The organism is Streptomyces sp. NPDC045899 (assembly GCF_056431485.1).
This window is the reverse complement of the sequence record NZ_JBWKKP010000006.1, coordinates 191,597-211,645: the sequence shown is the minus strand read 5'-3', so window position 1 is coordinate 211,645 and position 20,049 is coordinate 191,597. Positions and strand designations below refer to the sequence as shown.

The 20,049-nt window shown below is 69.2% G+C and carries 16 protein-coding genes; 9 read left to right on the top strand and 7 right to left on the bottom strand.

All coding sequences use genetic code 11. The annotated features are described in order from the left end of the window. Positions 1-16: 16 nt before the first annotated feature. From AC07FT_RS11675 to AC07FT_RS11660, 4 genes are all read right to left on the bottom strand, one after another. The gene (locus tag AC07FT_RS11675) at positions 17-1,255 is read right to left on the bottom strand and encodes an SLC13 family permease (protein ID WP_479175964.1); all 1,239 of its coding nucleotides are present in this window, start codon (positions 1,253-1,255) and stop codon (positions 17-19) included. After that, a complete protein-coding gene (locus AC07FT_RS11670; protein ID WP_479175962.1) occupies positions 1,240-2,514 on the bottom strand; it encodes a CaiB/BaiF CoA transferase family protein in 1,275 nt (424 codons plus the stop codon). Before AC07FT_RS11670 ends, AC07FT_RS11675 begins: the two co-directional genes overlap by 16 nt. 181 nt (positions 2,515-2,695) lie before the next feature. Further along, complete coding sequence (locus tag AC07FT_RS11665; RefSeq protein ID WP_479175960.1) at positions 2,696-3,535, bottom strand: HpcH/HpaI aldolase/citrate lyase family protein; 840 nt, start codon at positions 3,533-3,535, stop codon at positions 2,696-2,698. Further along, positions 3,535-4,083: a MaoC family dehydratase gene (locus AC07FT_RS11660; RefSeq protein ID WP_479175959.1), complete on the bottom strand. Its 549-nt coding sequence runs from the start codon at positions 4,081-4,083 to the stop codon at positions 3,535-3,537. Before AC07FT_RS11660 ends, AC07FT_RS11665 begins: the two co-directional genes overlap by 1 nt. Before the next feature lie 139 nt (positions 4,084-4,222). Here AC07FT_RS11660 and AC07FT_RS11655 point away from each other — a divergent pair, with 139 nt between their 5' ends. Continuing rightward, positions 4,223-5,164, top strand: a complete 942-nt coding sequence (locus AC07FT_RS11655; protein WP_479175957.1) for a LysR family transcriptional regulator — start codon at positions 4,223-4,225, stop codon at positions 5,162-5,164. Here AC07FT_RS11655 and AC07FT_RS11650 read toward each other — a convergent pair. The 3 genes from AC07FT_RS11650 to AC07FT_RS11640 form a co-directional block, all read right to left on the bottom strand. Beyond that, positions 5,142-5,597 (bottom strand): ATP-binding protein, encoded by a 456-nt coding sequence (locus tag AC07FT_RS11650; protein ID WP_479176212.1) that lies wholly within the window; start codon positions 5,595-5,597, stop codon positions 5,142-5,144. The genes AC07FT_RS11655 and AC07FT_RS11650 overlap by 23 nt on opposite strands. 184 nt (positions 5,598-5,781) lie before the next feature. Then, entirely contained in the window at positions 5,782-6,675 is an 894-nt protein-coding gene (locus AC07FT_RS11645; protein ID WP_479175955.1) for a LysR family transcriptional regulator, read from the bottom strand. A gap of 62 nt (positions 6,676-6,737) precedes the next feature. Beyond that, the gene (locus AC07FT_RS11640) at positions 6,738-7,787 is read right to left on the bottom strand and encodes a LacI family DNA-binding transcriptional regulator (RefSeq protein WP_479176210.1); all 1,050 of its coding nucleotides are present in this window, start codon (positions 7,785-7,787) and stop codon (positions 6,738-6,740) included. A gap of 324 nt (positions 7,788-8,111) precedes the next feature. Between AC07FT_RS11640 and AC07FT_RS11635 the strand changes: the two genes are divergently transcribed. From AC07FT_RS11635 to AC07FT_RS11600, 8 genes are all read left to right on the top strand, one after another. Further along, positions 8,112-9,035 carry a carbohydrate ABC transporter permease gene (locus AC07FT_RS11635; RefSeq protein ID WP_479175954.1) on the top strand — a complete coding sequence of 308 codons (924 nt, stop codon included), beginning with the start codon at positions 8,112-8,114 and terminating at the stop codon, positions 9,033-9,035. Positions 9,036-9,040: 5 nt separating this feature from the next. Further along, positions 9,041-9,985 (top strand): carbohydrate ABC transporter permease, encoded by a 945-nt coding sequence (locus AC07FT_RS11630; protein ID WP_479175952.1) that lies wholly within the window; start codon positions 9,041-9,043, stop codon positions 9,983-9,985. Positions 9,986-10,058: 73 nt separating this feature from the next. Next, positions 10,059-11,390: an ABC transporter substrate-binding protein gene (locus AC07FT_RS11625; protein ID WP_479175951.1), complete on the top strand. Its 1,332-nt coding sequence runs from the start codon at positions 10,059-10,061 to the stop codon at positions 11,388-11,390. Between the two features lie 298 nt (positions 11,391-11,688). Beyond that, positions 11,689-13,443: a glycoside hydrolase family 35 protein gene (locus AC07FT_RS11620; RefSeq protein WP_479175949.1), complete on the top strand. Its 1,755-nt coding sequence runs from the start codon at positions 11,689-11,691 to the stop codon at positions 13,441-13,443. Between the two features lie 543 nt (positions 13,444-13,986). After that, positions 13,987-16,314, top strand: a complete 2,328-nt coding sequence (locus AC07FT_RS11615) for a GH92 family glycosyl hydrolase (protein WP_479175947.1) — start codon at positions 13,987-13,989, stop codon at positions 16,312-16,314. A 268-nt stretch (positions 16,315-16,582) separates the two neighbouring features. Next, entirely contained in the window at positions 16,583-16,978 is a 396-nt protein-coding gene (locus AC07FT_RS11610) for a PadR family transcriptional regulator (protein WP_479175945.1), read from the top strand. Next, complete coding sequence (locus AC07FT_RS11605; protein WP_479175943.1) at positions 16,975-17,667, top strand: ABC transporter ATP-binding protein; 693 nt, start codon at positions 16,975-16,977, stop codon at positions 17,665-17,667. The genes AC07FT_RS11610 and AC07FT_RS11605 overlap by 4 nt, the downstream gene beginning before the upstream one ends. Beyond that, positions 17,664-20,012, top strand: a complete 2,349-nt coding sequence (locus AC07FT_RS11600; protein WP_479175941.1) for an ABC transporter permease — start codon at positions 17,664-17,666, stop codon at positions 20,010-20,012. The genes AC07FT_RS11605 and AC07FT_RS11600 overlap by 4 nt, the downstream gene beginning before the upstream one ends. The last annotated feature ends 37 nt before the right edge of the window (positions 20,013-20,049 follow it).

Sequence of the window (20,049 nt, the reverse complement as noted above, 5' to 3'; positions counted from 1 at the left end):
ACGGGAGCAGTAGGGCCTAGATCACCACGAAGGCGACCCAGACGGCGGCCGGAGCGAACGCGCACACCCCCGCGCCCCACCGCAGCAGACCACGGTAAGTCCGCAAACGCTCGGCCTCCGGAGTGTTGGCGACCACGAGGGCTCCGTTGGTGGAGAACGGACTGGCATCGACCACGGTGGCGGCGGAGGTCAGCGCGATGACCAGTCCGGTGGTGGTGATGGCACCCGAGGCCAGGAAGGGTGCCGCGAGGGGCATCAAGGCCCCCAGGATCCCGGTGGTGGAGGCGAACGCCGACACCACCCCGCCGACGTAGCAGATCAGCAGCGCGGCGAGCAGGGGAGCGCCGATCGCCGCGATCTTCTCCCCGAGCGAGTCGACGATGCCCAGGCTCTGCAGCAGGGCGACGTAGGTGACGATTCCGCACACGAGCAGCACCACCGGCCAGGCGATCTCCTTGGTGGCCCGCTGTGCCGTCTGCCGGAACACCAGAGCCAGGGCCGCGGCGAGGGTGAGCGCGAACAGCCCGGTGTCCAGCTCGAACCCGGCAGTGCCGACGATCAGCAGCACCATGGCGGCGAGGGTGGCGAGCTGTTCTGCCCCCAGCGCGGGGATGTGTGCAGCGGTGGTGTCCTCCGCTGGCGCGTGCGCCGCTGTGGCCCGGCGTTGGCCGAAGACCAGCCAGGTGACGACCGCCGCGGCCAGATTGACGGCGAAGGTCCCCGCGAAGAGCAACCCGCCGTCCACCTCGAGATGGTTGCCGTGCAGCGAGGAGTTGACGATGCCACCCAGGATCCCGGTGGGGGCAAAGCTCCCCGCCGCCGCTCCGTTGACGGCCATGAGCCCGGTGTAGAGCGGGTTGAGTCCGTGCCGCATGGCGAAGGTGATGCCCAGTGGCGCGACGATGGCGACGGCCGCCGGGGAGGCCGCACCGGTGGCACACAGCGCGGCGGCCACGAGGAACAGGATCCAGGGCACCACGGCGGCGCGGTTGCCGGCCACCCGGACCGCGGCGTGGACGAGCCAGTCCACCGTCCCGTTGACCCGGGCGATACCGAAGAGGAAGGTGACGGCGACCAACACCACGAACATATCCGCCGGGAAGCCCGCCAGTACCTCCTTGGCGGGGTGGCCGAGCCATCCGGTGCCGAAGAGGAAGGCGGCGACCAGGGCGAGGATCCCCATGTTGAGGCCGCGCAGCCCGGCGAGGATGAAGACGGCGACCAGGATGAGCACTCCGGTCAGTTCTGGGGACATGACATCCCTCCGTCCTGGACACCCTCGCCGCGTGCGGGAACGTTCCGCACCGCTTCGTCGAGCCAGCTCAGTACGGAGCCGGTGTGCTCGCCCAGGGCGGGTACCGGCCGGAGGCGCGATATGGCCCGTCCGCGGACGGTGACCGGCGGCACGAGGCCGCTCAGCTCACCGACCGGGCTGCCGAAGGAGGCCCAGCGGTCCCGCGCCACCAGCTGCGGGTGTTCGCTGAACTCCCGCATCGTGCGCTGGTGGGCGTAGGCGATACGCGCGTCCTCCAGCCGGTCCAGCAGTTCCCGGGCGGTCAGGCCGAGCGTGACCTCCCTGATGAGCTCGTCGAGTTCGGCCCGGTTCGCCACCCGCGCGGCGTTGCTGGCGAACCGTGCGTCGTCCCGGAGCCGGGGGCGGTGGAGCACCGTTTCACAGAAGGCGGTCCACTCGTGATCGTTCTGCAGGCCCAGGATCACGGTCCGCTGGTCACGAGTGGGGAACGGGCCGTAGGGGGCGATGGTGGCGTGGCTGGACCCGGCGCGGCCCGGGGCGGTGCCGCCGTACCGGGTGAAGTACTCGGCGTACCCCATCCACTCCCCCAGCGCCTCCAGCATGGATATCTCCAGCTGGGATCCGCGACCGGTGCGGGACCGGCTCAGCAGGGCGGTGAGGATTCCGGAGTAGGCGTACATCCCTGCGCAGATGTCGGCGATGGACAGGCCCACCTTCGAGGGCGTCTGCGGCGTGCCCGTGATCGACACCAGTCCGGCCTCGCTCTGCACAAGAAGATCGTACGCCTTGCGGTCACGGTATTCACCGCTGCCGCCGTAGCCGGAGATGTCACAGGTGATCAGGGTCGGATGGCTGATCGCGAGGGCCGCGTGGCCGGCGCCCAGCCGGGCCGCCGCCCCTGGTGCGAGGTTCTGCACGAAAACGTCGGCACGGTCGAGGAGCTGGTGCAGCCGGCGGTTGCCCTCCTTGGAGCGCACATCGAGCTGGACGCTCTCCTTGCCCCGGTTGAGCCAGACGAAGTGGCTGGACATACCGCGCACCGTGTGGTCGTAGCCACGGGCCAGATCACCGCTGCCGGGCCTTTCAATCTTGATGACGCGGGCGCCGAGATCGGCGAGTTGACGGGTGGCGAACGGCGCGGCGACGGCCTGTTCGAGGGAGACGACGACGAGGTTGGCAAGCGGGCCGTCGGCCGGTTCGGTAACGGGGCCGTCGGCCGGTTCGGCAACAGGCATGTGCCGGGCGTGCGGCTCGGGCATGGGGTCCCTCCCATGGGAGTCCTGATCGGCTGTGGGGACACTGTCCGCCGGGGATCAGCCGAAGTGAAATGACGGATTGGCCGCCGTTCCATACCTGCGGCGCATCGTCGCAGGCAGAGGGGGCCGCGGCAGGGTCGCGCGAGGGGTCGGCGCGGCCGTGCCGGGGGCGGTGACCGAGAGTTCAGGCGCCGGAGGTGGTGGCGTACCCGGCCGCCGCGTCCAGGAGGTCGCTTGCGTACTCGAGCCGGGGTCGGTCGATCATTTCGCCGTCGACGCGGACGGCCGCGCCGTCGCTCGCGGCGGCCTGGTCCAGAACGCGTCGGGCCCAGTCCAGCTCTGCCGCGCCGGGGGTGTGCGCGGCGTTGACCGGGGCGATCTGTGCGGGGTGGACACAGAGTTTTCCGGTGAAGCCCTGGTGCCGGCCGCGGATGGCGTCGTCGCGGGTCACGGCGGGATCGTCGAGGCGGGTGGTGGGGCCGTCGAGCGGGCCACGCCGTCCGGCGGCGCGGCTGGCGACGACCAGCCTGGAGCGTGGATAGTCCCAGGCTCCGGGGCTGTCGGCCAGGCCGGTTTCCCTCTGGAAGTCGACGCTGCCGAATGCGAGCGCGAGGGTGGCGGGCGCGGAGGCGAGGAGGAAGGCGTTCTCGATGCCGAGGGAGCTTTCGACGAGCGCGATCAGCGGAGTCCCCCGGGGCAGCAGGGCAGCGGTCGCGGCCAGATCGTCGGGGTTCTCGGCTTTGGGCAGTACCACACCGGCAAGGGCGGGCAACCGGGCCGCGGTGTGCAGGTCATCACGCCACTGAGGTGTGGTGCGGCCGTTGACCCGGACCCACACGGGAACGTCCGGCACGGTGTGGCGGGCGAGGTGGCCGCGTGCGGTGTCCTTGGCTCCCGGCGCGATGGCGTCCTCCAGGTCGAGGATGACCGCGTCGGCACCGTGGCGCCCACGACGGGGGTAGCGCTCCGGCCGGTCGGCCGGTGTGAACAGCCATGAGCGGGCATGGCGGGCTTCGATTCCCATCACACCGTCTTGGTGTTCTGGTCCCGCTCCCGCGGGGCGGGAGTGGGCGAGGGGCCGTGGCCGCGGCGGAAGACCATGATGGTGCGCAGGAAGGAGATGACGATCACGCCGTCCTGGTTGTAACCGACGGTCTTGACCCGCACGATGCCGGCTTCAGGGTGCGACCTGCTGGGGCGGACCAGGACGACGGTGGATTGGGAGTACAGCGTGTCGCCCTCGAAGACCGGCGCGGGCAGCCGCACTTCGTCCCATCCGAGGTTGGCGAAGACGTGCTGGCTGACATCGGTCACCGACTGACCGGTGACCAGGGCGAGGGTGAAGGTGGAGTCGACCAGCGGTCTGCCCCAGGTCGTCTGGGCGGAGTAGTGCGCGTCGAAGTGGAGCGGGGCGGTGTTCTGGGTGAGCAGTGTCATCCAGCTGTTGTCGGTGGTGGTGACAGTCCGGCCAAGGGGGTGGCGGTAGATGTCTCCGACGGTGAAGTCCTCGAAATAGCGGCCGTCCCAGCCGGGGACGAGTCGTTCGCCCGATCGTTCCTGGGGGTCCGTCATGGTGGTGTCCCTTCTCGTGGCTGTCGCCTGGGGTCCCGCGGTGCACCACGGTGTGGCCGCTCAGCCTGCCCACCCGGAATTCATGCGTCCAATGTAGATTGGACCTGTGATCGATACCGATGCGCATTGGTTGGGTCTGATGGCACCGAACCTGGCGGTCGTGGTGGCCGTACTGGAGGAGGGCCATGTCACCCGTGCCGCGGCCCGGCTGGGCATGCCACAGCCCACGGTGAGCCGGGCACTGCGACGGGTGGAACGCGAACTGGACGTGGCCCTGGTGCAGCAGACCGGCCGCGGCATCACCCTCACCCCGGCGGGGCGCGCTCTGTTGGGACCGGCAACGCGGGCGCTGGCCGCGCTGAGTGACGCGCGCGGCGAGCTGGCCGACACCATCGACCCCGAGTGCGGCAGGGTTCACCTGGCCTTTCTGCACACCCTGGGCGCCTGGGACGTACCGCTGCTCATCGACGCGTTCCGCGCCTCCTGGCCCGATGTGCACTTCAGTCTCGCGCAGGGACCGGCGGCCACCATCCTGGAACGGCTGCGCTCCGGCGAGACCGATGTCGTGATCACCGCACCACTGCCCGTGGACGACCCCGCGCTCGGCGTCCTTCCGCTGCGCGAGGAGCAGCTGTTCCTGACGGTGCCGCCGGATCACCGGTTCGCGGGCCGGAAGCGGGTGGATCTGCGGGAGGCAGCAGAGGAGCCCTTCGTCGCGCTGACCGAAGGACACGGGCTGCGCACGATCTTCGACGGGCTGTGTGCACAGGCGGGCTTCACACCGCGGCTGGAGTTCCAGGGCGAGGACGTCGCCACCTTGCGCGGCCTCGTCGGCACCGGCCAGGGGCTGGCCGTACTGCCCGCGGGGGTTTCGCTCGGCCCGGCCGCGGTCCAGGTGCCGGTGCGCAGTCCGGTGTCCCGGCGTACGGTCGGCGCCGTATGGCCGCGGCAGCGCCATCTGCCGCACGTGGTCCGGCGGTTCCTGGAGTTCTTGCACCACAGCGGGGCCCGGGTGCTCGCCGAGGGTCCCCGGGACGCCCGCAGGCCGTCCCCTGACGTCAGCGGGCGAGGGCCACGGTGACGTCCAGGTCCGCCCACACGGTGTGGCGGCGGCCCACGGTCGCGATCTCGACCCGGACCGCCAGGGCCCGCACGATGTCCAGGCCCCGACCGTGCTCCGCGCCGGCCGGCGCGAGCGTGCGCAGCCGCTCGGCGCCGTCCGGGGCGGAGGTCGTTCGCTGCCGTGGGATCGCGTCCGAATCGGACACCTCGATCCGCAGGGCCGTCCCCCGAAGGGAGAGTCTGACGGACATCTCGGTTCCCCCGTGCCGGGCAGCGTTGGCGCCCAGCTCACCGATGATCAGAATGGCCGCGTCCCGGTCGGACTCGGCGACCTGCCATCCGCCCAGCAGGTCGGAGGCGAAGAGGCGTGCTCTGCGGACCATGTGTGCCTCCGCGGGGAGGTCCAGCACAGCATGCGGGACGTCCACAGGCGGGTCGGCCGGTCGCGTCATGACGGTGGAGGTATTACTGCCCATAGGGCCATCTTCAGAGCGTTTGTCGCCCTTGTGAAATATCGAATTGTCGGCCGCCGCATACGCCGGGTGCATCGCCCCAGGTCATACCAATGGGAATGGCGGAACGGAGTGGTAGGCGGCTGCGGCCCCCGGCCCGGCCGACCAGCGGACCGCTTGCCCCTCACGTGTAGGGCGGCTGGGCGGTGGAGCACACGTAGCGGTAGAACCGTTCCGCGACCGGAGCGCGTGGGCCACCGCTGAGGACGACCACGCCGATGGTCCGGTGGGCACGCGGATCGACCAGGGCCACCGGGACGACCCGGTGCTCGTGCGAGAGCGGACTGCCGGTGGTCGGCACCACGGCCACCCCGAGCCCGGACGCCACCAGGTTGCGCAATGTGCTGAGCTCGGTGCACTCCATGACGATCCGCGGGGTGAACCCGGCCGCCCCGCACAGCCGGTCGGCGACCTGGCGTAGCCCGTAATCGGGCTTCAGGGCCACGAAGCCCTCTTCCGCCAGCTCCCGCATCTCCAGCCTGCGACGGCGCGCCAGCCGGTGCCCGGCGGGAACGAGCAGGCACAGCCGCTCGTCCTGGAGAGGTGTCCACCGCAGATCCTCACCCGTCGGCGGCGGACTGGCCACCCCGAGGTCGAGCCGGCCGCGCCGTACGTCGTCGACCACCGTATCGGCCGCGCTACCGCGCAGCTCGAAAGTGGTTGCCGGGGCGATGTCACGGTATCCGGCGAGCAGTTCGGGGATCAGCCAGGTGCCGTAGGAGTGGAGAAACCCCAGCGCGACCGTCCCGGTGTCGGGGTCGATCAGGGTGGCGATGCGCTGCTCCGCGTGCTCGATCTCGTTGATGGCCCGCAGGGCATGAGCCCGGAACACCTCTCCGTACTTGTTGAGCCGCAGCCGGTTGTGGTGACGGTCGAACAGTGGCGCGCCGATCTGCCGCTCCAGCCTGGCGATGGCCCGGGAGAGCGTGGGCTGGGCGACGTTGAGCCGCTCCGCCGCGGCCGTGACGTGTTCGCACTCGGCGAGAGCCACAAACCACTGCAGCTCCCTGATCTCCATAACAACCACCATACGGTGCCCTCGCACCGCACCACGACGGCGCAAGGGCCCCTCCGCCGATGTCAGGAGGTGGGCGGCGGTGCGGTGCTCTCCCGGATCACGATGCGGGTCGGCACCAGTGTGGTGCCGTGCTCCCCCTGTGCGTCACCGATCTGACGCAGCGCACTCTCCACACAGCGGCGGCCCACCTCGGCGAAATCCTGGTGGACCGTGGTGAGGGGCGGGATGAAGGAGCCCGCGTCCGGGATGTCGTCGAAGCCGACCACGCTGACCTCGCCCGGCACGGCACGGCCATGGTCGTGCAACGCGCGGAGCACACCCAGCGCCATCTGGTCGTTCGCGACGAACACCGCCGTGCAGCCCGGCTCCTGAGCCAGCCGCAACCCGGCCCGGTAGCCGGACTCGGCCGACCAGTCACCGCGCAGCAATGGCGGTACGTCCCGTCCCGCCCGCCGCAGCTCCGCCCGCCAGGCGTCGGCCCTGCGCTGCGCGGCGTATGACTCCTCCGGCCCGGCCACATGCCAGACGGTGGTGTGCCCCAGGTCGAGGAGGTGCCGCACGGCGTCGGAGGCTCCGCCCTTCTGGTCGGTGTCCACCACGCTGTAGCGGTCACCGGCGTCGGAGTCCGCGACGACGACGCCCACGCCGGGCGGAAGCGACACCGCGGCGGCGTCCAGCAGATGCACTTCCATGATCACGATGATCGCGTCCACGGCCAGCTCGCCGAGCCGGGTGAAGGCTCCGCGGACCTCGCCCTGGGTGGGTACGGCGACCGGGAGCAGGGTGGTCGCGTACCCCTCGGCCGCCGCCGACGTGGCGATCGCCTCCAGCGTCCGGACGTTTCCGGTGGTCGAGAGGGTGAACAGGATGATGCCCAGCGTGCGGAACTGACCGCTCTTGAGGGCACGGGCCGCGCTGTTGGGCCGGTAGCCGAGCTCCTTCATCGCGGCGAGGACCTGGTTCCGGGTCGACTCGACCACGCTGGGATGACCGTTGGACACCCGCGACACGGTCTGCGACGAGACTCCGGCCCGCCGGGCCACGTCCGCCATGGACACCCGGCGCCGCCCGCGGCTCCCGGCCGCGACCCGTCGCTGCGCCGAGCCCTCCATGTCCGCCTCACCCGTGACGCCGTCCCTCTGCACCCTCAGCACTCCCGCCGTTCGCCGTCGGCCGCCTGTCGTCCGCGACTCCCCGGATTCCGCGACCACCGCGATTCTCCACCCTTGACGGCTCTGAGGGCGCAGTGCAAGCATCTCACCCACAGGATGTTTACGTAAACATCGTGGGGCGCAGCCGACTCGTCACTCTGCGTCGCGCAACTCTTCGGTCTCCCGTGTACACCAGCGCGCGCTGCCGCATTCCAAGGCGGTGCCCATCGCCCGGTGGGCCGCCGTACGGCTGATACGAGAACCACAACAGGCGGGGAAGCAGTCATGACGACATGCCCAACGCACACGCCCGCGTCGCGATCCGCTCCGCGGGCGTGGCTCGGACGACGACGAGCGTGGATCGGCTGGGGCTTCATCGGCCCCTTCATGGCGGTCTTCGCCCTGGTATTCCTCGCCCCCATCGGATACTCCATCTATCTGAGCCTCTTCCAGGAGAAGTTGATCGGGGGCACCTCCTTCGTCGGCCTGGACAACTATCAACAGGCTCTGGACGATGCACAGTTCTGGTCGGCACTCCGCCGGGTCGGATTGTTCCTCGTCATCCAGGTGCCCATCATGCTCGGCATCGCCCTGCTGGTGGCGCTGGCGATCGACAGCGGACGCCTCTACGGCCGGAACTTCTTCCGGGTCGCCGTCTTCCTTCCGTACGCGGTGCCCGCCGTGGTGGCGACACTCATGTGGGGCTTCATGTACGGCACGCGCTTCGGCCTGGTCGGCGACATCAATGACGCCTTCGGCGTCGCACTGCCCGACCCGCTCTCCGCCGACCTCGTGCTCGCCTCCATCGGCAACATCGTGACCTGGGAATTCGTCGGCTACAACATGCTCATCTTCTATTCGGCCCTCCGGGTCGTACCCCATGCGCTCTACGAGGCCGCGGAGATCGACGGGGCCGGGCAGTTGCGGGTCATCACCTCGATCAAGCTCCCCGCCATCCGCGGGGCCCTCGCCATCGCCACCATCTTCTCCATCATCGGCAGCTTCCAGCTGTTCAACGAGCCGAGCATCCTCAAGAAGCTCGCCCCGAACGCGATCACCACCCACTTCACACCCAACCTCTACACCTACTCACTGGCCTTCTCCGGTCAGCAGCACAACTCCGCCGCCACCGTGGCGATCGTGATGGGCCTGCTCACCATGGTCATCGCCTATCTGGTGCAGCTCCGCGGCATGCGGAAGGAGGCCTGACGACCATGGCCATCGCCCCGACCACTTCGTCCCCACACTCCACGGAACACCCGCCACGCCATGCGCCCCTCCCCCGGACGACTCGGCGCCGGGCCCACCGGGCCGACCGCCCCCGCCGCAGCGCCGTCCTGACCGTGCTGACCGGCCTGGTGGTGGTCTACGCCCTACTGCCGCTGGTCTGGCTGCTCATCAGCGCCACCAAGACACCCGCCGGACTGACCAGCTCGCCCGGCCTGTGGTTCGACGGGGACTTCGCGCTCTGGAGCAACATCGCCGACACCCTCACCTACGACGACGGTGTCTACCTCCGATGGCTCCTGAACACCCTGCTCTACGTGGTGGCGGGGGCCGGTGGCGCCACCTTCCTCGCCGTGCTCGGCGGCTACGCGCTGGCCCGGTTCGACTTCCCCGGCAAGCGCGGCGTGTTCGCCGTCGTCATCGGAGCGGTCGCCGTGCCCGGGACGGCGCTGGCCATCCCCACCTTCCTGATGTTCAGCGAACTGGGACTGACCGACACCCCCTGGGCAGTCATCATCCCCTCGCTCATCTCGCCCTTCGGCCTCTACCTCATGACGGTCTTCGCCGCCGAGGCCATTCCTGCCGAACTGCTGGAGGCCGCGCGCATCGACGGCGCCGGGGAGGTGCGCACCTTCTTCCGGGTGAGCCTGCCACTGCTCGCCCCCGGCATCGTCACCGTCCTGCTGTTCACCATGGTGTCCACCTGGAACAACTACTTCCTGCCCCTGATCATGCTCAAGGACCCGGAATGGTACCCGCTCACCCTCGGGCTCGATTCCTGGAACGCGCAAGCCGGCACCGCAGGTGGCCACGCCGTTCCGCATCTGGTCCTCACCGGTTCACTGCTCACCATCCTGCCGCTCATCGCCGCCTTCCTGCTGCTCCAGCGGTACTGGCAGTCAGGACTCGCGGCCGGAAGCGTCAAGGAATGACCGCGACCCACACCCCACAGTCCGCCCCGGACGCACCGCGCCGACGTACCGACACGCAAAGTGAGATGACACCATGACCAACGCACCGCGACGTACCGGGCTGGCCTGCGTACTCGCCCTTTCCCTCGCGACGGCCCTGACCGCCTGTGGCTCCGCTGACGACGAAGGGGGTGACGGCGGTGGTCCGGCCGATGTGACAGCGGCACTGGAGAAGGGCGGCACCATCAAGGTGTGGGCCTGGGAGCCCACCTTGAAGCAGGTGGCGAAGGACTTCGAGGACGAGCACCCCAACGTGAAGGTGAAACTCGTCAACGCCGGGACCAACAAGGACGAGTACACCGCACTCCAGAACGCCATTTCGGCTGGATCCGGAGTCCCGGACGTGACACAGATCGAGTACTACGCGCTCGGCCAGTTCACCCTGACCGAGTCCCTCACCGACCTCGCCGGATTCGGCGCGGACGAACTGGGTGACACCTACTCACCGGGACCGTGGAACGCGGTGTCCTCCAGCGACGGCATACACGCCCTGCCGATGGATTCCGGACCGATGGCGCTCTTCTACAACAAGGACGTATTCGACAAGCACCACATCGCCGTGCCCAAGACCTGGGACGAGTACGCGGAGGCGGCCAGAGAACTCCACAAGGCCGACCCCGAGGTCTACATCACGAGCGACACCGGCGACGCCGGGCTCACCACCAGCCTCATCTGGCAGGCGGGCGGCCGTCCCTACTCCGTGGACGGCACCAAGGTGTCCATCGACTTCTCCGACCAGGGCAGCGCCACCTACACCCGCACCTGGCAGAAGCTCATCGACGACAAGTTGCTGGCCCCCACCGTCGGCTGGAGCGACGAGTGGTACAAGGGCCTCTCCGACGGAAAGATTGCGACACTCCCCATCGGTGCCTGGATGCCCGCCAACCTGATGTCCGGAGCGCCCAAGGGCAAGGGCTCCTGGCGGGTGGCACCACTGCCGCAGTGGAAGACCGGAAAGCCGGTGAGCGCCGAGAACGGCGGCAGTTCCCTGGCCGTTCCCGCGAAGAGCGGCAACAAGGCACTGGCCTACGCGTTCGTGAAGTACGCCAACGCCGGGAAGGGGGTGCAGACCCGCGTGCACGACGGCGCCTTCCCGGCCACCAAAGCCACCTTGGAGTCCAAGGAGTTCCTCAACCGCGGGTACCCGTACTTCGGCGGCCAGAAGGCCAACGTCATCTTCTCCAAGGCCGCCGCCGATGTGCCCGACGACTGGAGCTACCTGCCCTTCCAGGTGTACGCCAACTCCATCTTCAACGACTCCGTCGGCAAGGCGTACACCTCGGGCACCCCGCTGGAAAAGGGCTTGGCCGACTGGCGGAAGGCGTCAGTGAAGTACGGCAAGGAGCAGGGCTTCACCATCGAATAGCCGCCCCACCCCAGCTCCACGCCGTGCACTGGACACCGGGCACCACCAGGCCGCCAAGGCCACCCGGCCGGTGCACGAGCCCCGGACCGGGCCACCGGTGCTGCCCTCGCGTGCTGCCACACGCGTCCGGGCCTCCCCGGTGCGCCCACCACCCTGCCGGTCCGCTGCCGCCCCCGACCACGGTGTGGACCGGCAGGGCACCCACAACGCCTCCGCACACCCGCGGCGGCACCACTGTGCGCACCGCCGCTTCCCGAACCACCTCAAGGCATCCAACCCCGTCACGGAGGACCCCGACATGCCTGTTCTGCAGACCGACGACCAGCAATTCCTCCTGGACGGCACACCGTTCCGGATCCTCTCCGGAGGACTCCACTACTTCCGGGTGCACCCCGCGCAGTGGGCCGACCGCCTCGGCAAGGCCCGGGCCATGGGCCTGAACACCATCGAGACCTACGTTCCCTGGAACCTCCACCAGCCCCGTCCCGGCGACGGACTGCTGATGGAGGGACAGCTGGACCTGCCCCGCTTCCTGGAACTCGCGGCGGCGGAGGGCCTGCATGTGCTGCTGCGCCCCGGACCCTTCATCTGCGCGGAACTCGACGGAGGCGGGCTTCCCTCATGGCTGCTCGCCCACGAGGACATCCGGCTGCGCTCGACCGACCCCCTCTTCCTCCGCGCGGTCGACCAGTACTTCGATCTGCTGCTGCCTGTCGTGGCACCGTACCTCGGCACCCGCGGCGGTCCGATCATCGCCGTCCAGCTCGAGAACGAGTACGGTGCCTACGGCGACGAGACCGACTACCTGCGTCACCTGGCTGAGACGATGACGCCCCACCTCGCGGGTGTTCCGCTGTTCACCTGCGACCAGCCACAGGATCTCGCCCGCGGCGGTCTCCCGGGTGTGCTGAGGACCGTCAACTTCGGCAGCAGGGTGGGTGCGGGCCTCTCGGCACTCCGGGAGGCCCAGCCGACCGGCCCACTGATGTGCACGGAATTCTGGATCGGATGGTTCGACCGATGGGGCGGGATCCACGTCGTCCGGGACGCCGAAACCGCGGCGGAGGCACTGGACGAACTCCTGGCGGCCGGCGCATCGGTGAACTTCTACATGCTGCACGGCGGCACCAACTTCGGCTTCATCAACGGCGCCAACGACAAGCACACCTACCACCCCACCGTCACCTCCTACGACTACGACGCTCCGCTCGATGAGGCAGGCGATCCGACGGAGAAGTTCCGCGCCTTCCGCGACGTCATCTCCTGCTACGCCCCGGTACCGGACACCCCGGTGCCCCCACCGTCCAAGAAGATTTGTCACCTGGGTATCGAACTCGGCCACGCGGCACCGCTGTTCGACCACCTGGACACCCTGGGCACGCCGGTCACCGCAGAGCGTCCGCACACCATGGAAGAACTCGGTCAGGACTTCGGCTTCATCCTCTACGAGACAGCTCTCGCCCAGTCCGGCGCCGCACTCCTGGAGGTCGAAGCCGTCCGCGATCGTGCTCAGGTCTTCCTGGACGGCCAGCCGGTGGGCGTCCTGGAACGCGAACGACACGAACACGCCCTCGCGTTCCACATCCCCCGGCCGGGAGCGGTCCTCCGGATCCTGGTGGAGAACCAGGGCAGGGTCAACTACGGTCCCGCCATCCACGATCGCAAGGGGCTGATCGGGCGGGTGACGCTCAACGGCACCCGGCTGACCAGCTGGACGAGCCGGCCACTGCCACTCGCCTCACCGGAGGCCCTCACCTTCGCCGTGCCCACAGCCCACTCCACCGGCCCCACGTTCCGGCGCGGCACCGTGGACATCGAGGAGCCCGTCGACACCTTCCTCGACACCACAGGGTGGACGAAGGGCAACGTCTGGATCAACGGCTTCGCCCTGGGCCGGTACTGGTCCCGGGGACCCCAGCGCTCCCTGTACGTCCCCGGCCCAGTCCTGCGCACCGGCCGCAATGAGATCGTCCTCCTCGAACTGCACGCCGTCCCCAGTCTGGCCACGATCGATCTGCGCGATGCGGCATCGCTGGGGCCAGAGGAGGAGTGACTGCCGTGCGCCCCCGTCCGAGGAACAGCCGACACCATGTCTGGCGAGAGAGGTCTCCTGCCTCCGGATGTGATCACGTGGCGGGGTCGTGGTTGCCCGGCGCGCGGGCAGGCCGGCTCCCTACGGCGGGGGTGCCGCGGAACCGGCGGTGAGTGGCACAAGCCGAGGCCCGGCACATGTCGGTGGACCGCCGCGGCCACCGGCCGCCTCCACCGGTGTGCGCCACCACAGATCGTGGTGAGGGTCGGAAGGGACGCAACCCTCGAAGGAGTGCCCACCGGTGCGCCCGGCTATGCGCTTGCCCTCCCGCACCGCGCCGTTCGCGACCTCTCGGTGGAGCCGGCCACGCGTATACAGTCCGGCCTGCCGACGAAACGCGGTTTCCAGCCGCGGTGCGCCAGGGACCGGTAACGGGCCTGGCACGAGATACCTCGAGCCCCAACACATTCTCTTGTGTAGTCCCTTGACGACCTCCCGTGCAGCACCAAAAATGATCGCCCACCGGATGACAACGTTGTCTAGATCCGCAAAGGGGCGGTACCCATGAGACGGTTTCAGCGTCTACGCGGCGCGGGCACGGTGGCCGCGGCGGTCGCACTCCTCGGAGCAGCCCTTGTCGCCCCCGCGGCCCAGGCGGCCGGAACACAGGGCGAGCAACTCACCGATCTCGTCAACCCGTTCATCGGAACCGAGAACGAAGGCAATACCTTCCCCGGCGCGGCCGCGCCCTTCGGGATGGTGCAGCTCTCTCCGGACACCGGACACGACACCGGCTACGACCACTCCGACACCCACATCCGGGGCTTCTCCCTCGTCCACCTCTCGGGCGTCGGTTGCCGCCTGGGAGGTGATCTGCCCGTCCTGCCCACCGTCGGCGATGTCACCGAGACCGATTACACCAAGTACGAGACCGGGTTCAGCCATGACACCGAAGAGGCAAGCCCCGGCTACTACAAGGTCGGACTCGAGAACGGTATCGACGCCGAACTGACCGCGACCTCGCGCACCGGGGTGCAGCGCTACACCTTCCCCACGACCGACAAGGCCAATGTCCTGCTCAACGCGGGCCAGTCACTGCACAAGACGGTCTCCAGCAAGGTCGAGGTCCTCGACAACCGGACCGTGCGCACCGCCATCACGGGCAGGGGCTTCTGCCAGGACACCCAGCCGTACACCGTCTACACCATCACACGCTTCGACCGGCCGTTCACCACGTACGGCACCTGGGACGGCGCCACGGTCACCGATGGGTCGAAGACGGGTCGGGGCGGCGCGTACGTCCGCTTCGACGCGACCGAGGACCGTACCGTGGAGGCGACGACGGCTCTTTCCTACGTCGATGCCCGTGGCGCGAAGGGGAACCTCCGCTCCGAGGGCGGCCGCCCCTTCGAGCAGGTCCGCCGTTCCGCACAGACGGCGTGGGAGAGCCGGCTCAGCGCCGTGCGCGTACAGGGCGGCAGCGACACTCTCCGCCGCACGTTCTATTCGTCCCTGTACCGGTCATTCCTGGCGCCCAACATCGGCAGCGACGCCGACCACCGGTACACGGGCTGGGACGGGAGAATCCACCGCGCGAAGGGCCATGGGTACTACCAGAACTGGTCGCTGTGGGACACCTATCGCAGCCAGAACCAGCTCCTCTCGCTGCTCGCGCCGCGTGAGGCCCGGGACATGGCGATATCCGTCATCAAGATCGATGAGGAAGGCGGCTGGCTGCCCAAGTGGGGCTACGGGCCGGTCGAGACGAACATCATGACCGGCGACCCGGTCACCCCGTTCCTCACCCATGCCTACCAGCAGGGTTTGCTCAAGGGGTACGAGGAGCGGGCCTATCGCGCCCTGAAGAGGAATGCCGACGGGGTCCCGCCCGCCGGCTCCCCGGCCGCAGGCCGCGAGGCCAACCAGGACTACATCGCGAGCGGCTTCGTCCCCCACCAGAAACCCCGCCCGCATCCCAAGCCCGGTGATTCGGACTACGGCCACGGCGCGTCCGCGACGCTCGAGTACGCCCTGTCGGACGCGACGCTCGGCGCGATGGCCCGCAGCCTCGGGCACCGTGCCGACGCGGAGCGTTACGCCGCGCGGGCCCAGAACTACCGCAAGATCTTCGATGGCTCGACCGGCTTCTTCCGCGCGCGCGATGCCTCAGGCGCCTTCACCGGTCCGAGCGACCCCGCCAAGAGCGAGGGATTCCACGAGGGCACGGCCTGGCAGTACCAGTGGCTCGTGCCGCAGGACATCCCGGGCGTGATCGGCCTGATCGGCGGCAGGCAGGCGGCGAACGACCGGCTGGACTCCTTCTTCGCCTACGACCGGCTCGTGAAGGACCCTGCGAAGACCGCTCGCGAAGTGTGGGTGAACGGACCGTACGACTACTACAACGCGGACAAGTACAACCCGCAGAACGAGCCCGACCTCATCGCCCCGTACACCTACTTGTCGACCGGCCAGCCGTGGAAGACGACCGATGTCGTCCACGCCGCTCTGACGCTCTTCACGGACACCCCGACCGGCATGACCGGCAACGACGACCTCGGCACCATGTCCTCCTGGATGGTGCTGTCCTCCATCGGCATCTTCCCGGTGCAACCCGGCTACCCCACCTGGGGCCTGTCCACCCCCGTCTTCGACCGCGTCGACCTCACCCTCGACCGTCGTTACTACCCGCGCGGCTCCCTGACGGTGACGGCACCCGGCACCTCGGCCGACCGCCGCTACGTCCAATCGGTCCACGTGGACGGCTCTTCCTACGGCCGCACCTACCTGACGACAGATGACCTGCGGGACATGCGGTCGCTTTCCTTCGCCGTCGGCCCGAAGCCGTCCGGGTGGGGAACCACGGCGCAGGACGGCCCGCCGCCGCTGCACTGACGGCGCGTGTGAGCCGTGCCCCGTGCCCCGGCATATGCCGGGGCACGGGGGAACCCCCCCCCCCAAAAACCCGACCTCCCCCCTCCCCCCCCCCCCCCCTCCCCCCCCCCCCCCCCCCCCCCCCCCCCCCCCCCCCACTCCCGCATCAAGACGATCGGCCTTCGCGCTTCCCTCACCTGCACGGTCGTACACCCGGTCATGACCCGCACAGCGATGTATACACGTCGCGTATACACGCCATGTATACCTGGCATGTATAGTTCCGATCATGTCCATCGGTCACACCCTTCCAGGGCTCCTGGAGGCCGGCCCGCGCCACGGCTACGACCTCAAGCGGGCTTTCGACGAGAGGTTCGGTCACGACCGGCCACTGCACTACGGCCAGGTCTACTCGACGATGTCCCGGCTGCTGAGGAACGGTCTCGTCGAGGTCGACGGGATCGAGGCGGGCGACGGTCCCGAGCGTAAGCGCTACGCGATCACCGACGTCCAGCGCTCCGAGCATCTGCGCAGCCTGCGGATCCTCACCGACCGCAAACGCAATGGCGACCTGGCCGACCAGCTGATCTGCGACCACGCCCTGTTCCACCTGGAAGCCGACCTGTGCTGGCCGGAGCTGACCGCCGCCCGATTCGACAAACTCCGTGAGGCTGTGACCCTATGACCACTTCGCCCCCCGATCCGCTGCTCACCGCGCACGACCTGCGCAAGGCCTACGGCCCGACCCACGCGCTGGACGGTGCCGAGTTCTCCATATGCCCCGGCGAGGTCGTCGCCATCATGGGCCCCTCCGGGTCCGGCAAGTCCACGCTGCTGCACTGCCTCGCGGGGATCGTGCAGCCCGACTCCGGGTCGATCACCTACAACGGGCGTGAACTGACGAAGATGAACGATGCCCAGCGCAGCGCTCTGCGACGCTCGGAATTCGGGTTCGTGTTCCAGTTCGGTCAGCTGGTTCCGGAGCTGACCTGCGTGGAGAACGTCGCCCTCCCGTTGCGGCTGAACGGCACCTCCCGCAAGGACGCCCTGCGGACCGCACTCGGCTGGATGGAACGCCTGGAGGTCGACGACCTCAAGGCCAAGCGTCCCGGCGAGGTCTCCGGCGGCCAGGGCCAGCGCGTCGCCGTGGCCCGCGCGCTGGTCACCGGACCGCGCCTGCTGTTCGCCGACGAACCCACCGGCGCGCTCGACTCCTCCAACGGCGAACGCGTGATGGGGCTGCTGACCGAAGCGGCCCGCGCGACCAACGCCGCCGTCATCCTCGTCACCCACGAAACACACGTGGCCGCCTACGCCGACCGCGAGGTCGTCGTCCGCGACGGCAAGTCCCGCGATATGGAGCGCGCCGTATGAGTCCTCGCCAGTGGGCCAGAGACCTGGCCATGGGGGCCCGCTTCGCCGTCACCGGGGGACGCGAGGGCTGGATCCGGATGACGCTCACCGCCGTCGGCGTCGGCCTCGGGGTGGCTCTGCTGCTGCTGTGCACCGCCCTGCCCAGTGTGTTCGCCGCCCGCGGGAAGGTGGAGGACGCCCGCTACGACAACACCTACTCCGCAAAGGTCCCGCCGAAGGCGGACAACACCTTCCTGATCGCCGACACCGACACCAGCTGGCACGACGACGACATCCGCGGCCGGCTCGTCGAACCCGAGGGCAAGCGGGCACCGTTGCCCCCGGGGGTCGACAGCTACCCGGCCAAAGGCGAGATGGTGGTCTCGCCCGCGCTCAAGGACCTGCTCGCCTCGGACGACGCCAAGCTGTTGCGGGAGCGGCTGCCCTACAAGATCTCCGGCACGATCGGCGAGAGCGGACTCATCGGCTCCCACGAACTGGCCTACTACGCGGGCGCTTCGGGGCTGAAACTCACGGACGTCTCCCCGGTGAACCGGCTGACCACGTATGGCATGCCGGACGAGAAACCCGAGAAGACCGACCCGGTGCTGCTCCTCATGATCCTGGTCGTGTTCGTGGTGCTGCTGACACCGGTGGCCGTGTTCATCGCCGCCGCCGTCCGCTTCGGCGGCGAGCGCCGCGACCGCCGACTGGCCGCGCTGCGCCTGGTCGGCTCGGACAGCCATATGACCCGGCGGGTCGCGGCGGGCGAAGCACTCGCCGGAGCCCTGCTCGGCCTGGTCGTCGGCACCGGCTTCTTCCTCCTCGGCCGTCAGACGCTGGGCTCCACCGAGTTGCTGGGCGTGAGCGTCTGGCCCAGCTACCTCGACCCCTCCCCCGCGCTCGCCGCCCTGGTCGCGGTGGCGATCCCGCTCGCCGCCGTACTCGTCACACTGCTCGCGATGCGCGGCGTGGTGGTGGAACCGCTTGGCGTCGTACGCGCGGCCAAGCAGCGCCGCCGCCGGCTGTGGTGGCGGCTGGTGCCACCGTTGGCCGGCCTCGCGATGCTCTACCCGTTGATCGGCAAGGGCCGCAAGAACGGCGAGTTCAACCAGTACCTCGTCATCGGCGGCGTACTGCTGCTGCTGATCGGCATCACCGCGCTGCTCCCCTGGGCCGTGGAGGCGGTCGTCGTCCGCCTCGGCAAGGGCGCGCTGTCCTGGCAGCTCGCGGTACGACGACTACAGCTGAGCAGCGGAACCGCCGCACGCATGGTCAACGGCATCGCCGTCGCCGTCGCCGGAGCCATCGCCCTGCAGATGCTGTTCACGGGAACGCAGAGCCAGTACACCAAGGACACCGGCAAGGACCCCAGCCGGGTCCAGATGGAGGTCAACTTCAGCAACCGCAAGCCGCTGTCCGGTGTCGAGCGCGATTTCGCCGGCACCAAGGGAGTGCGGTCCGCGGTGGCCCTGGCCTCCTCGGAGTACGGGGACACGCGTCGCGACCCGGAGAACAGCAACGGCCTGACCGTGGGCAACTGCACCGCCCTGCGCGAACTCGCCACGCTCCCCTCCTGCAAGGACGGCGACGTGTTCGTCACGCGAACGAGGAGCCACTACACCTCTTCCAGTAACGCCGCCGAAATCGCCCTGGTGAAGCCCGGTCGGCAGCTCTACATCGGCCCGTCGTACGGCGACGCCTCCGAGCGCGGCATCGAGGCGCCCTGGACCGTTCCGGCGAACGTGCGGGTGGTGGAAGCGCGCAAAGACGCGCTGAACGACTCCAACAGTCTGCTGGTCACCCCTGCCGCCCTGCCCGCCAAGGCCACGCCGGCATTGTTCTCGGACGGGGTCTACCTGCGTCTGGACCCGTCGGTGCCGGACTCACGGGAGTACATCCGCAACGCCGTCGCCCGGATCGACCCGCTGGCACACACCTACGGCTGGTCGTCGACCCAGGAGGACATCAAGTACGCCTCCATCCGCACCGGCCTGTTCGTCGGCTCCTTCTTCGTGCTGGCACTGATCGGCGCGAGTCTGCTGGTCTCCCAGCTGGAGCAGCTCCGCGAGCGCAGGAAGCTGCTCTCCTCACTGGTCGCCTTCGGCACTCGGCGCCGCACGCTGAGCCTGTCGGTGCTGTGGCAAACGGCCCTCCCGGTAGGACTCGGCCTCGTACTGGCCACGACGGTGGGTATCACCCTCGGCTCGGTACTGCTGAAGATGACCCGTACCCCGGTGGCCATGGACTGGACGAGCGTCCTGACCATGACCGGCGTGGGCGCGGCCGTGGTCGGCGTGGTCACGCTGCTCAGTCTGCCGCCGCTGCTGCGGATGATGCGCCCGGACGGCCTGCGCACGGAGTAGCACCTCACCGCTCCCCCCGAAGTGGGCTCCTCCTGCC

Coding starts and splice junctions, on each gene's coding strand:
- AC07FT_RS11660 (WP_479175959.1), bottom strand. CDS start 4,083: ATGACGGACCCCCAGGAACGATCGGGCGAACGACTCGTCCCCGGCTGG.
- AC07FT_RS11635 (WP_479175954.1), top strand. CDS start 8,112: ATGACGACATGCCCAACGCACACGCCCGCGTCGCGATCCGCTCCGCGG.
- AC07FT_RS11610 (WP_479175945.1), top strand. CDS start 16,583: ATGTCCATCGGTCACACCCTTCCAGGGCTCCTGGAGGCCGGCCCGCGC.
- AC07FT_RS11605 (WP_479175943.1), top strand. CDS start 16,975: ATGACCACTTCGCCCCCCGATCCGCTGCTCACCGCGCACGACCTGCGC.
- AC07FT_RS11650 (WP_479176212.1), bottom strand. CDS start 5,597: ATGACGCGACCGGCCGACCCGCCTGTGGACGTCCCGCATGCTGTGCTG.
- AC07FT_RS11625 (WP_479175951.1), top strand. CDS start 10,059: ATGACCAACGCACCGCGACGTACCGGGCTGGCCTGCGTACTCGCCCTT.
- AC07FT_RS11655 (WP_479175957.1), top strand. CDS start 4,223: ATGGCACCGAACCTGGCGGTCGTGGTGGCCGTACTGGAGGAGGGCCAT.
- AC07FT_RS11670 (WP_479175962.1), bottom strand. CDS start 2,514: ATGCCCGAGCCGCACGCCCGGCACATGCCTGTTGCCGAACCGGCCGAC.
- AC07FT_RS11630 (WP_479175952.1), top strand. CDS start 9,041: ATGGCCATCGCCCCGACCACTTCGTCCCCACACTCCACGGAACACCCG.
- AC07FT_RS11645 (WP_479175955.1), bottom strand. CDS start 6,675: ATGGAGATCAGGGAGCTGCAGTGGTTTGTGGCTCTCGCCGAGTGCGAA.
- AC07FT_RS11615 (WP_479175947.1), top strand. CDS start 13,987: ATGAGACGGTTTCAGCGTCTACGCGGCGCGGGCACGGTGGCCGCGGCG.
- AC07FT_RS11675 (WP_479175964.1), bottom strand. CDS start 1,255: ATGTCCCCAGAACTGACCGGAGTGCTCATCCTGGTCGCCGTCTTCATC.
- AC07FT_RS11665 (WP_479175960.1), bottom strand. CDS start 3,535: ATGGGAATCGAAGCCCGCCATGCCCGCTCATGGCTGTTCACACCGGCC.
- AC07FT_RS11640 (WP_479176210.1), bottom strand. CDS start 7,787: ATGGAGGGCTCGGCGCAGCGACGGGTCGCGGCCGGGAGCCGCGGGCGG.
- AC07FT_RS11600 (WP_479175941.1), top strand. CDS start 17,664: ATGAGTCCTCGCCAGTGGGCCAGAGACCTGGCCATGGGGGCCCGCTTC.
- AC07FT_RS11620 (WP_479175949.1), top strand. CDS start 11,689: ATGCCTGTTCTGCAGACCGACGACCAGCAATTCCTCCTGGACGGCACA.